At 72.1% G+C, this 12,046-nt stretch carries 13 protein-coding genes; 7 read left to right on the top strand and 6 right to left on the bottom strand.

What is annotated here, in order from left to right:
• The first annotated feature begins 47 nt into the window (after positions 1-47).
• On the top strand, positions 48-1,421 hold the full coding sequence (locus K4S16_RS14915; protein WP_149259484.1) for an L-serine ammonia-lyase: 1,374 nt from the start codon (positions 48-50) through the stop codon (positions 1,419-1,421).
• Between the two features lie 690 nt (positions 1,422-2,111).
• On the top strand, positions 2,112-2,423 hold the full coding sequence (locus K4S16_RS14910; protein ID WP_149259483.1) for a hypothetical protein: 312 nt from the start codon (positions 2,112-2,114) through the stop codon (positions 2,421-2,423).
• A 143-nt stretch (positions 2,424-2,566) separates the two neighbouring features.
• Here K4S16_RS14910 and K4S16_RS14905 read toward each other — a convergent pair whose 3' ends face one another.
• Positions 2,567-3,028, bottom strand: coding sequence for a nuclear transport factor 2 family protein (locus K4S16_RS14905; RefSeq protein ID WP_149259482.1), 462 nt, complete (start codon positions 3,026-3,028; stop codon positions 2,567-2,569).
• Positions 3,029-3,117: 89 nt separating this feature from the next.
• On the opposite strand from K4S16_RS14905, the gene K4S16_RS14900 reads away from it, so the two are divergent.
• From K4S16_RS14900 to K4S16_RS14885, 4 genes are read left to right on the top strand one after another with little or no spacing between them, the layout of a single operon-like run.
• Entirely contained in the window at positions 3,118-3,687 is a 570-nt protein-coding gene (locus tag K4S16_RS14900) for a TetR/AcrR family transcriptional regulator (RefSeq protein WP_149259481.1), read from the top strand.
• A gap of 50 nt (positions 3,688-3,737) precedes the next feature.
• Positions 3,738-4,487, top strand: coding sequence for an SDR family NAD(P)-dependent oxidoreductase (locus K4S16_RS14895; protein WP_149259480.1), 750 nt, complete (start codon positions 3,738-3,740; stop codon positions 4,485-4,487).
• A gap of 53 nt (positions 4,488-4,540) precedes the next feature.
• Complete coding sequence (locus tag K4S16_RS14890; RefSeq protein ID WP_149259479.1) at positions 4,541-4,912, top strand: MerR family transcriptional regulator; 372 nt, start codon at positions 4,541-4,543, stop codon at positions 4,910-4,912.
• A gap of 60 nt (positions 4,913-4,972) precedes the next feature.
• Positions 4,973-5,593 (top strand): LysE family translocator, encoded by a 621-nt coding sequence (locus tag K4S16_RS14885; RefSeq protein ID WP_149259478.1) that lies wholly within the window; start codon positions 4,973-4,975, stop codon positions 5,591-5,593.
• Between the two features lie 28 nt (positions 5,594-5,621).
• Here the strand turns inward: K4S16_RS14885 and K4S16_RS14880 are convergent, their stop codons facing one another.
• The 5 genes from K4S16_RS14880 to K4S16_RS14865 all read right to left on the bottom strand — a co-directional run bounded on the left by K4S16_RS14880 (position 5,622) and on the right by K4S16_RS14865 (position 10,302).
• Positions 5,622-6,065, bottom strand: coding sequence for a helix-turn-helix domain-containing protein (locus K4S16_RS14880; protein WP_149259477.1), 444 nt, complete (start codon positions 6,063-6,065; stop codon positions 5,622-5,624).
• Positions 6,066-6,105: 40 nt separating this feature from the next.
• Positions 6,106-7,269 (bottom strand): thiolase family protein, encoded by a 1,164-nt coding sequence (locus K4S16_RS14875; protein WP_149259476.1) that lies wholly within the window; start codon positions 7,267-7,269, stop codon positions 6,106-6,108.
• Between the two features lie 445 nt (positions 7,270-7,714).
• On the bottom strand, positions 7,715-7,879 hold the full coding sequence (locus K4S16_RS44335) for a hypothetical protein (RefSeq protein WP_160160917.1): 165 nt from the start codon (positions 7,877-7,879) through the stop codon (positions 7,715-7,717).
• 48 nt (positions 7,880-7,927) lie between these two features.
• Positions 7,928-8,599, bottom strand: coding sequence for a response regulator (locus tag K4S16_RS14870; protein WP_149259475.1), 672 nt, complete (start codon positions 8,597-8,599; stop codon positions 7,928-7,930).
• Positions 8,596-10,302, bottom strand: a complete 1,707-nt coding sequence (locus K4S16_RS14865; RefSeq protein ID WP_235036793.1) for a sensor histidine kinase — start codon at positions 10,300-10,302, stop codon at positions 8,596-8,598. Before K4S16_RS14865 ends, K4S16_RS14870 begins: the two co-directional genes overlap by 4 nt.
• Positions 10,303-10,608: 306 nt before the next feature.
• Between K4S16_RS14865 and K4S16_RS14860 the strand changes: the two genes are divergently transcribed.
• Positions 10,609-12,021 (top strand): cation:dicarboxylate symporter family transporter, encoded by a 1,413-nt coding sequence (locus K4S16_RS14860; protein WP_149259474.1) that lies wholly within the window; start codon positions 10,609-10,611, stop codon positions 12,019-12,021.
• Positions 12,022-12,046 lie beyond the last annotated feature (25 nt).

Here is a 12,046-nt window from a genome sequence, read left to right as displayed (position 1 = left end):
CCGGAGGAGGGGGCGCGGCTACAACGAGGTAGCTAGGCGGTTGTGGAATGGCCATCAGCGTTTTCGACCTGTTCAAGATCGGTATCGGCCCGTCGTCGTCCCACACGGGCGGTCCGATGGCGGCCGCGCACCGGTTCGCCCGCGGCCTGGACCGCGACGGGCTGCTGGAGAAGACCGCGTCCGTCGCCGTCACCCTCTACGGCTCGCTCGGCCTCACCGGCAAGGGCCACGGCTCCGACAAGGCCGTCATCCTGGGTCTCGAAGGCGACAAGCCCGAACTCGTCGACGTGGACCGGGTGGACGAGCGCCTCGCGGCGATCCGCGAGCGCGGGGCCCTGCGCCTGTTCGGCGACCACGACGTCCCGTTCGTGGTGAACGAGCACCTGGTCTTCGAACGCAAGGAGTCGCTGCCCGGCCACCCCAACGGGATGCGGTTCACGGCCCTGGACGCCTCGGGCCAGGAGCTGCGCGCCAAGGTGTACTACTCGGTGGGCGGCGGCTTCATCGTGGACGAGAACGCCACCGGCGCCGACCGCATCAAGCCCGACGACACCGTCCTGCCGCTCCCCTTCGACACCGCCGCCGAGCTGCTCGACCGCTGCCGGGAGACGGGCCTGTCGATCTCCGCGCTCATGCTGGAGAACGAGCGGGCGTTCGGCCGCACCACCGCCGAGATCCACGACGGCCTGCTCGAACTCTGGCAGGTGATGCGCGCCTGCGTCGCCCGGGGCTGCATCCGCGAGGGCCTGCTGCCGGGCGGGCTCAAGGTGCGCCGCCGCGCTCCCCAGCTGCACCGCCAGCTCTCCGCCGAGAAGGCGTCCGACCCGCTCCACGCGATGGACTGGGTCACCCTGTTCGCCCTCGCCGTCAACGAGGAGAACGCGGCGGGCGGCCGCATCGTCACCGCCCCCACCAACGGCGCCGCGGGCATCATCCCGGCCGTCCTGCATTACTACGACCGGTTCGTCCCGGGGTGCGACGACGAGGGCGTCGTGCGGTTCCTGCTGACCGCGGGGGCGATGGGCGTGCTGTTCAAGCAGAACGCCTCCATCTCCGGCGCCGAGGTCGGCTGCCAGGGCGAGGTCGGCTCGGCCTGCTCGATGGCCGCCGCCGGGCTCACCGAGGTCCTCGGCGGCACCCCCGAGCAGGTGGAGAACGCCGCCGAGATCGGCATCGAGCACAACCTGGGCCTGACCTGCGACCCCGTCGGCGGCCTGGTCCAGGTGCCCTGCATCGAGCGCAACGCGGTCGGCGCCATCAAGGCCATCAGCGCCGCCCGCATCTCCCTGCGCGGCGACGGCCGCCACTTCGTCTCCCTCGACAAGGCCATCAAGACCATGCGCGACACCGGCCGCGACATGCTCGACAAGTACAAGGAGACCTCCCGCGGCGGCCTGGCCGTCAACGTCATCGAATGCTGACGGAGGGACGAGGCCGGCAAGCGGGCAGGAGAGGCCGTTCGTAAGTCACGGGAGCGGGAGGCCTCCGCCTCGCCCGGGACACAGATGCGCAAGACCGAAGGCCCGCGGCATCTGAGACCACGACCACTCGTCGCCCGAGGCAATTCTCCCGGCCCGCGGCGCGTTCGCCGGGGCGGCAGTGCTCCTCCCGGCCCTGAGCGTCCCGAGCCTGCTCGATCGAGTGGAGAGCAACACGGCGGAGTGAGATTCTCTCCGACTCGTGCGCCTCATCGTTCTTTTTGGAGATTAGGGCGAGAGGGGTGAATATCTTCAAATCCCGCACATCGGGCACCGAGTCCCGACCGGTCGACATGAATTGGATCACAGCGAAATTTAATATTGACCGGCATTGTCCAATTTTGCGGCATACCACCAGGTCCGATTTGACGTAAATTGTTCCATTGGCAACCGTTTTGTCAGGGCGGAATGTGCGGTGGCTGGAGGTTTGGCGAGCTCGATCTTTCTGCGGTAAGTTGCGCTGAACTCGCCGACTCGCTTGGCGCCACGGTTCGAGCAATGGCCGGCTCACCCGCACCCCTCGCGATGAGCCGGTCGCCTCTGGGGGTGCCCACATCAAACCCGTCCTTATTTTCAATTAGCCGAGAATCGGTATCGAACACCTCTCGGCTGGAGAAGAGGAACTCAACGAAGGTGAATACCCAAGGAGCAATTTCATACATTACCATCGCCGTTCTCACCGGGATGATAGTCGGCATCATCATCGGCCATATGAGGCCGGCCGGTAAGGCGACCCTTCGCGACAGGTTCCGCGAAGGTTTCATGGCCTTCTTTGCCAGCACGGCCCTGATCCTAACGATCATGGTCGCCTGTGGCGCTTTTTCCGGTGGCTCACGTAACACCACCGACAAGCGGTACGAGGCGAAAAGCTGCAAGGTGACGCAGGTCGACGCCGCGGGCAAGGCCGACGCCGCAGGCAAGCTCTACGCGGCAGAAAAGCAGTAGCACTCGCATGTGCCGGGCCTTTGGGGTGAGGCCCGGCCAACCGCACTCGCGGACTTCGGAGATTTCCGAGGGCGCCTCCTTTGACAAGCCGGTGCCGGGCCTTCAGAGGCCCGGCACCCGACCAGCGGTCAGCCGCGTCAACGCTACTGGAGCGGAATGTCCAGGCCATGCTCGGCAAGGGGGCGGGGGCCGTGGATTCGGCGGGCGGTTTCGGGGATCGCGATGTCGTTGATGCTCGCCTCGCGGCGGCGCATCAGGCCGTGCTCGTCGAACTCCCACAGCTCGTTGCCGTAGCTGCGCCACCACTGGCCGGCGGCGTCGTGCCACTCGTACTGGAACCGGACGGCCATGCGGTTCTCGCGGAACCCCCACAGGCTCTTGCGCAGCGCGTAGTCGAGCTCGCGCTCCCACTTCGCCGTCAGGAAGGCGATGATCTCCTCCCGTCCGGTGACGAACTGATCCCTGTTCCGCCACACCGAGTCGGGCGTGTAGGCGAGCGCCACCCGCCGCGGGTCGCGGGTGTTCCAGGCGTCCTCGGCCGCCTGGACCTTCTGCCTCGCGGTCTCCAGGGTGAACGGCGGGTAAGGCGGACGGTCTTCCGGCATTGAGGCCTCCTCATGTTGAGAACGGTCGTTCTCCATCATTGCCGCTAAGGTAGGGAACGACCGTTCTCAACGTCAAGCCAGGAGCGCCGATGCCGGCCGCGATCACCGAGGAGCAGCAGGAGCGCGACCGCGAGGCGCTGCTGGACGTCGCGGAGCGACTCTTCTACCGGCAGGGCGTCCAGGCGGTGGGCATGGACGAGCTGCGGACCGCGGCCGGCCTGCCCCTCAAGCGCATCTACCGGCTCTTCCCGACGAAGGAGGCCCTGGTCGTGGCGATGCTGGACCGCCGCGACCGCCGCTGGCGAGGCAGCCTGGCCGCGCACCTGGACGCGGTGCCCGACCCCCGGGAGCGGGTCCTCGCCCTGTTCGACTGGCTCGGGGAGTGGTTCGCCGAGCCCGGCTTCCGCGGCTGCGCGTGGGTCAACGCCCACGGGGAACTCGGCTCGTCGTCCCCGGCGATCGCGGACGCGGCGCGGGCCCACAAGCGGGCGTTCCACGAACAGGTCGTCGCCCTGGTCTCCCCCGTCGCCGCGCCGGCTGCCGAGGCCGTCTACCTGCTCGCCGAGGGCGCGATCGTGGTCGCCGGCGTCCACGGCGACCCCACCGCCGCCGCCCGCGCCCGGACCGGCGCCCGGCTCCTCCTGGACGGGGCCCAATAACTCCGCCGGGGTTGACCTTGCCGTTGGCGGCAGGGTTCCAGGGTGGGGGCATGGAGACGAAATCGCAGGACAGGGTCGTCCTGGTCACCGGGGCCGGGACCGGGATCGGACGCGCCACGGCGCGCATGTTCGCAGCCGAGGGCGCGCGGGTGGTGGCCGTGGGGCGGCGGGCCGAGCCGCTGGCCGAGACCGCGCAGGGCCATCCCGGCATCGAGCCGCTCGCCGCCGACATCACCGGTGAGGGCGCCGCCGAGGAGATCGTCCGCAGGGTGACGGACGCGCATGGGCGGCTCGACGTGCTGGTCAACAACGCGGCGATCGTCCGGAGCGGGACGCTGGAGGCCCTCACCCCGGAGACGATCGCGCCGCAGCTCGCGACGAACCTGGTCGCGCCCGTCCTGCTGACCCAGGCGGCGCTGCCGGCGCTGGACGGCGGCGGGGTGGTCGTCAACGTCAGCACGTCGATCGGGCAGCGGGGCTGGCCGGGCAACGCCTTCTACGCCGCGACGAAGTCGGCGCTGGAGACGCTCACGCGCAGCTGGGCGCTGGAGCTCGCGCCGCGCGGGATCCGGGTGGCCGCCGTGGCGCCGGGGGCGGTCGCCACCCCGATGGGCGAGCACCAGGGGCTGTCGGCCGAGCGCCTGGCCGCGCTGCGGCAGTGGCAGATCGAGCACACCCCGCTCGGACGCGTCGGGCGTCCCGAGGAGGTCGCGTGGGCGATCACGCGGCTGGCCTCGCCGGGCGCCTCGTTCGTCACCGGTGTCGTGCTCGCGGTGGACGGCGGCGCCGTGATCGCCTGAACCGGTGGCGGGCGCCCCGGCGCCTGGTAGGACTGGGGCCGGAGGTGGTGACGGTGCGGATCGGCGAGCTGGCGCGGATCACCGGGACGACGCCGCGCGCGCTGCGGCACTACGAGGAGGCGGGTCTGATCACGTCCCGCCGGGCGGGCAACGGCTACCGGGTCTACGACGAGGGCGCGGCCGTGCGGGTCCGCAACATCCGGGAGCTGCTCGCCGTCGGCCTCACCCTCGACGACGTGCGCGCGTTCTCGGTCTGCCTGGACGGCGACGTGGCGGCCTCGCCCCCGTCCGAGCGGGGCCTCCGGATCGCCATGGACCGCCTCGCCGTCCTCGACGCGCGCCTCGCGGCCCAGACCGAGGCCCGCGACCGCCTCGCGACCGCGCTGGCCCGGGCGACCGAGCGACGCCCCGCACCCGCCCGCTGACGCGCAACCGCGGCGGACGATCCGGTTCCGCCCGCTCCAGGGGCGTGTGATGATCGCGGTATGCCGGTCGACTCGCATCTGCTCGCGGTGTTCCTCGTGACCTCGATCATCGCCATGGTGATCCCCGGCCCCGACATGCTGTTCATCCTCGGGTGCGGCATGCGGGGCGGGCCGCGGGCGGGGCTGCTCGCCACGGCGGGGGTCGCGACGAGCGAGGCGGTGCACGTCGCCGTGGCCGCGGCCGGGCTGGCCGCGCTCTTCGCGGCGGTGCCGGTCGCGTTCACGGTGGTCCGGGTGGTCGGGGCCGCCTACCTGATCTACCTGGGCGTCCAGACCCTGCGGCACCGCAGGGACGTGGACGTGGAACCGGCCGGGGTCTCGGGGCGGCGGGCCTACCTCAACGGGCTGCTGACCAATCTGCTGAACCCGAAGATGGTCACCTTCACCATCGCGTTCCTGCCCCAGTTCATCGACCCCGCGCTCGGGCACGTGTGGGCGCAGTTCGCGATCCTCGGCGCCGTCCTGATCGCGCTGGAGTTCCTCGTGGACGGCACGGTCGGCGTCCTCGCGGGACGCATCGGGGACTGGCTGCGCCGCCGGCACACCGCCCGCCGCAGGCTCAACGCCACGGTCGGGGCCCTCTTCATCGGCCTGGGCGTCCGCCTGGCCGCGGAGCGCTGACGCGCCGCCCGGACGGACGGACGGCGGGTCAGGCGCGGGCGCCCCGGCCGGTGGGCGAGTGGGCGCCCCGGCGGGCCTCGGTGCCGCAGTGGCGGCAGACGACCACGGGGGTGACCGTCTCGCCGCACGAGTGCCGCCAGCTGACGGGCGGGTCGTCCGGGTGCAGGTGCCGGTCGCCCCAGGCCATCAGCACGAGCAGGACGTCGCACAGCTCCCAGCCGGCGGGCGTGAGGTGGTACTCGTGGCGCACCGGGTGGTCGCTGTAGCGCTCGCGGCGGACGATGCCGTTCGCCTCCAGCTTGCGGAGGCGGGAGGTGAGGATGTCGCGGGACGCGCCGGTGTTGCGGACGATCTGGTCGAAGCGCCGCACCCCGTAGCTCAGCTCCCGGATCGCCAGCAGGCTCCAGCGCTCGCCGACCAGGTCCAGGGTGTCGGCGATGGAGCACTCGCGCGGGTCGGCGTCCTTCGGCATACCGGGAAGCCTAGCCGCCGGGTCCGGGCGCCCCGCCCCGTCAGAGCCGCTCGACGACGGTGGCGTTGGCCAGGCCGCCCGCCTCGCACATCGTCTGCAGGCCGAACCGGCCGCCGCGGTCCTCCAGGGCGTGCAGCAGCGTCGTCATGAGGCGGGCGCCGCTCGCGCCGAGCGGGTGGCCGATCGCGATCGCGCCGCCGCGCACGTTGACGCGCGCCAGGTCGGCGCCGGTCTCGCGGGCCCACGCGAGCACGACGGGGGCGAACGCCTCGTTCACCTCGAACAGGTCGATGTCGTCCAGCGTGAGGCCGGCGCGCTCCAGCACCTTCGCGGTCGCGGGGATGATCGCGGTGAGCATGAGCAGGGGGTCGTCGCCGGTCACGGCGAACGCGTGGAAGCGGGCGCGCGGGCGCAGGCCGAGCCGCTCGGCGACGTCGGCGCCCATGACCAGGACGGCGGCGGCGCCGTCGTTGACCGGCGAGGCGTTGCCGGCGGTGATCTTCCAGGCGATCTCGGGGAACCGCTCGGCCATGCGCTCGTCGTAGTAGGCGGGCTTCAGGCCGGCGAGGACCTCCGGCGACGTCCCCGGGCGGACGGTCTCGTCCCACTGGCCCGTCCAGGCGACCTCCCGGTCGAACTCGCCGTTCTTCCACGCCTCGGCGGCGCGGCGGTGGGACTCGTAGGCGTAGGCGTCGAGCTCCTCCCGCGGCAGGTCCCAGCGGGCGGCGATCAGCTCGGCGCTGATGCCCTGGCCGACGAGCCCGTCCGGGTAGCGCGCGTGGAGCCCCGGCCCGAACGGGTCGCTGCCCGGCAGGACGCTCGACCCCATCGGCACCCGCGACATCGACTCGACCCCGCACGCGATGGCGATGTCGTAGGCGCCGCTCTGCACGCCCTGCGCCGCGATGTGCAGGGCCTGCTGGGACGAGCCGCACTGCCGGTCGACCGTCATGGCGGGGACGCTCTCGGGGAACCCCGCGGCGAGGACCGCGGTCCGGGTGAGGTTGAGCGCCTGGTCGCCCGCCTGGGTGACGACGCCGCCGATCACGTCGTCCACGGTCGCCGGGTCGATGCCCGCCCGCTCGACGAGCGACCTCAGCGTCCGCGCCAGCAGGTCGGCCGGGTGCTCGCCGTGCAGGGCCCCGTTCGCCCTGCCCTTGCCCAGCGGAGTGCGCACCGCCTCCACGATCACCGCGTCCCGCATGATCCCCACCTCCGTTGTGTTTTCCAACTCACACCGCGAGTATCGGCTCGGCGGGCGGCCGGGCACAATCCACCCGCCCAGTGAGTTGGATTACACAACTAAGCAGACGGCACCAGTACGCAGAAAGAACCCGGGGGCCGCGGCGTACCGCGACCCCCGGGCCGTCGGGCCGCTCAGCGGGAGGGGCCCATGCCGTGGTCCGTCTGTACCCTCCATGCGTCGAAGAGTCCCTCGCCGGAGCCGCCCGAGTACCGTCGTTCGGACAAGCGCGCCTCCTCGATCTCCTCGACATCACGTTCACTTCGGACGTTAGCCCGGCAAGTCGACATAGCCCCCAAATGGGCGACCAAGGTGTCGTCAAGCATCGGAGCCGCCGTCCGGGACGTGACCGTCCAGCCCCGGCACATCCCGCGGGCCGCATCCCCCAACCTCACGGGGCACTTCGCTAGCCCTTGTACATCTCCCGCATCTTGCGCGCGGCATCGCCCGGTTTGCGCTTCGGCCCCTTGCCCGTGGTGGCCTCCTCGGCGCGACGCGGCCTCTTCTCGCGCTCCGGTTCGGTCTCCGCCTTGCCCGTGGGCTTACCGGGCCTGCCAGGCTTGTCGTTCACGACAACTCCCCCGATGTCGTTCCAACTGTCCTCTCATAGGTACCCCGTCTACAGGGGATAGAAGCGCACCTCGGGGCGACCGACCTGACCGTAGTGGGGACGGCGGTCGGCCAGCCCGTTCTCCGCCAGGTACTCCAGGTACCGGCGCGCGGTGACCCGGGAGACGCCGGTGAGGTCGGCGGCAGCGGCGGCGGACAGGCCCTCCGCGGCGGACGCCAGCACGTCGGTCACGGCCTGGAGCGTCTCCCCGCTCATCCCCTTGGGCAGCGCATGGTGGTCGGGGGTGCGCAGGGTGGCGAGCATCCCGTCCACGTCGGCCTGCCCGCTGACCTCCCCCGCGCCGACCGCCTGCTCCCGGAACCGCGCGTACCGGACGAGCTTGTCGCGCAGCGACGCGAACGTGAACGGCTTCAGCAGGTACTGGACGATGCCGACCGCCACGGCGGTGCGGATCACCGCGAGGTCGCGCGCGGAGGTCACGGCGATGACGTCCACGTCCCGCCCGCCGGCGCGCAGCGCGCGGCAGACGGTGAGGCCGTGCGTGTCGGGCAGGTAGAAGTCCAGGAGGACGACGTCGACCTGCGTGCGCTCGCAGAACCGCAGCGCGTCCGCGCCCGAGTGCACGACCCCGGCGACGGTGAACCCGGCGACCCGCTCGACATAGGTCCGGTGCGCCTCCGCGGCCACCGGGTCGTCCTCGACCACCAGCACTCTGATCACTGTCCACCGCCCCCCGGCCGGGCCTCGGCCGCCTGCTCCGGAAGGACTCTCCCATGGAGCGGCAGCCGGACGGTGAACACGGCGCCGTGGCCGGGGCCGGCGGCCCTCACCCGGATGTCGCCGCCGTTGCGGCGGACGGCCTGGCCGACCAGGGCGAGGCCGAGTCCGTGCCCGACCGGGCCGCCGGACGTCTTCGTCGTCCAGCCGCGCCGGAACATCGCGGGCACCGCGGACGGGTCCACGCCCGGCCCGCTGTCGGACACCTCGAGGACGAGCACCCCGTCCTCCTCGCGGACGCCGACGCCGACGCGCGGCGGCCGGTCTGCGGCGCCCTCGACGGCGGCGTCGACCGCGTTGTCGATCAGGTTGCCGAGGATCGTGACCAGGTCGCGCGGCTCCACCGCGCCCTCGATCGCGGTGTCCTCGCCGATCACGAACTCGACTCCGCGCTCGCCCGCCTCGGCGGACTTGCCGAGCAGCAGCGCGGCCAGCACCGGCTCCCCGACCGAGCCGACGACCCGGTCGGTCAGCCGCTGGGCGCTCGCCAGGTCGGCGGTCGCGAACTCAACGGCCTGGTCGGGGCGGCCCAGCTCCACCAGGGACACCACCGTGTGCAGGCGGTTGGCGGCCTCGTGCGCCTGCGAGCGCAGCGACTCGGCGAACCCGCGCACCGTGTCCAGCTCGCCCGTCAGCGCCTGCAGCTCGGTGTGGTCCCGCAGGGTGACGACGTTGCCCATCACCCGGTCCCGCGACCGGACGGGCGAGGTGTTCACCACGAGGACCCGCGTGTCGCCGACGTGGATCTCGTCCGAGCGCGGCTCCCCGGAGACCAGTGTGGCAACGAGCTCATCCGGCAGCCCCAGCTCCGCGACGTCCCGCCCCCGCAACTCCCCCACGACCGGCGCGCCGGTCTCGTGGAGCGCGGCATGCGGGGGCGGCCCACGATCCAGGTCCAGGAGGTCTCGTGCGGCGTCGTTGCAGAGGACGATGCGTCCGGCGCGGTCGAGGATGAGCAGGCCCTCGCGGACGGCGTGCAGGATGGCCTCGTAGTACTCGAACATGCCGCGCAGCTCGTCCGGGGCGACGCCGCGCGTCTGGCGCCGGAGGCGGGCGGAGACGAGGTAGCTCCCGACCATCCCCACCGCGAGGACGGCCGCGGCCACGGCGCCGAGGGCCAGCAGCCGCTGGCGGAGTTCGGCCGAGATCGCCTTGACCGTGATACCGACCGCGACCAGCGCCACCACCCGGTGGTCGTCGTCGAAGACGGGCGCGACGGTCCGGACGGACGGCCCGAGCGTGCCGGTGTAGGTCTCGGTGAACGTCCGGCCGGCGAGCGCGGGCGCGGTGTTGCCGACGAACGTCCCGCCGATGCGGGACGGGTTCGGATGCGTGTAGCGGATCCCGGCCGGACTCATGATCGTGATGAAGTCCACGCCGGTGTCGTGCCGGACGCGCTCGGCGTACGGCTGCAGGAGCCGGCTCGGTGCGGGGTCGGCGAGCGCCGCCCTGACGGTCGGGGCGTCGGCGATGGTCGCCGCGACGGCCGAGACCGTCTGCGTCGCGCTGTCGTCGACGGCGCGGCCGGAGTCCATGAAGGCCAGCGCCGCGCCGGCCGCCACGAGCAGCCCGACGATCGCCGCCTGGAGCACCAGCAACTGCCGGGCCAGGCTCCAGCGGCCCGGCGCCGCCCATCGAGGACGCACCCCCCCGCCCCCTCCCCGTCACACCGTGGCCGATCACGCCTCGGCGTCACCGCATCGCACCTTGTCGTGAACGAAATGTACACAAGGGTGACCGCCGTCACAGAACCGCGCATAGTCGCCTGTGGACAGACCCCCACCCCCTGCCTGACCTGCGAGCTCCCCTCCAGAGCGGCGCCCATGGTGTGCATGCTCCGGCTCCCGCCGGAGGATGGGCGCCGCCGCGGGGCGGTCGCCCGCCCGGAGCTCCCACCGGGCGGGCGCCGCCCCTCGCACCGAGGCCGGGGTCCTGAGCCGAGGAGATCCACCGTGTCCCCACCCGCCACCGAGCCCTCCCCTGCCCCCGCACCCGCCGGCCGTAAGCAGAACCGCGTCCACTACCTGTACCTCGCCGTCGTCGCCGCCGTCGTGGCGGGCGCGGTCGTGGGGCTGGTCGCGCCGGACTTCGCGCAGGAGCTGAAGCCGATCGGCACCGCGTTCGTCGACCTGATCAAGATGATGATCGCGCCGATCATCTTCTGCACGATCGTGCTCGGCATCGGCTCGGTCGCCCGGGCGGCCGAGGTCGGCAGGATCGGCCTGGTCACCATCGGCTACTTCCTGGTGATGTCGACGCTGGCCCTGACCATCGGGCTCATCGTCGGGAACCTGCTGCACCCCGGCTCCGGGCTGCACCTCGATCCGTCCTCGGTCGCCGAGGCGAAGTCGCAGGCCGAGGGCGGCGAGAGCACCACCGACTTCCTGCTCGGGATCATCCCGGACACGCTGGTGTCGGCGCTGACCGAGGGGCAGGTGCTCCAGGCGCTGCTGGTCGCGATGCTCACCGGGTTCGCGCTCCAGGGCCTCGGGCCGGCGGGCGCGCCGATCCTGCGGGGCATCGAGCACCTGCAGCGGCTCGTGTTCCGCATCCTCTGGATGATCATGTGGGCGGCGCCGGTGGGAGCGTTCGGCGCGATCGCCGCGGTGGTCGGGTCGAGCGGCTGGGACGCGCTCAAGAGCCTCGCGGTCATCATGCTGGGCTTCTACGCGACGTGCGCGGTGTTCGTGTTCGCGGTGCTCGGCGCGGTGCTGTGGGCGGTCAGCCGGATCAGCGTGTTCGCCCTGCTGCGCTACCTGGCCCGCGAGTTCCTGCTGATCCTGTCGACGTCGTCGTCGGAGTCGGCGCTGCCGCGGCTGATCGCGAAGATGGAGCACCTCGGGGTGAGCCGCCCGGTCGTCGGCATCACCGTGCCGACCGGGTACTCCTTCAACCTGGACGGCACCGCGATCTACCTGACGATGGCGACGCTGTTCATCGCGTCCGCGCAGGACCAGCCCCTGTCGGTGGGCGCGCAGATCCCGCTGCTGCTCTTCATGATCGTCGCGTCGAAGGGCGCGGCGGGCGTCACCGGCGCGGGCCTCGCCACCCTCGCGGGCGGCCTCCAGTCGCACAAGCCCGCACTGGTGGACGGGGTGGGCTTCATCGTCGGCATCGACCGGTTCATGTCCGAGGCCCGCGCGCTGACGAACTTCGCGGGCAACGCGGTCGCCACCGTGGTGATCGGCACGTGGACGAAGGAGTTCGACGCGGAGCGGGCCCGGCGCGTCCTCGCCGGGGAGGACCCCTTCAACGAGGACACCCTGCTGGACGACCACGGCCCCACCGCCGAGCCGTCCGGCGCGGAGAAGCCGTCCGGCGCGGAGAACGAGCCGGTCCCGGCGGCCGGCGGCGCGCCCGCCTAGAGAGCCCGGCCGCCCGGTGCCGAGT

Origin of the sequence: Actinomadura sp. K4S16 (genome assembly GCF_008327685.1) — a bacterium.
Lineage (GTDB): Bacteria > Actinomycetota > Actinomycetes > Streptosporangiales > Streptosporangiaceae > Spirillospora.
The sequence above is the reverse complement of the archived record's forward strand: the minus strand, read 5'-3'. Positions and strand labels throughout refer to the sequence as shown.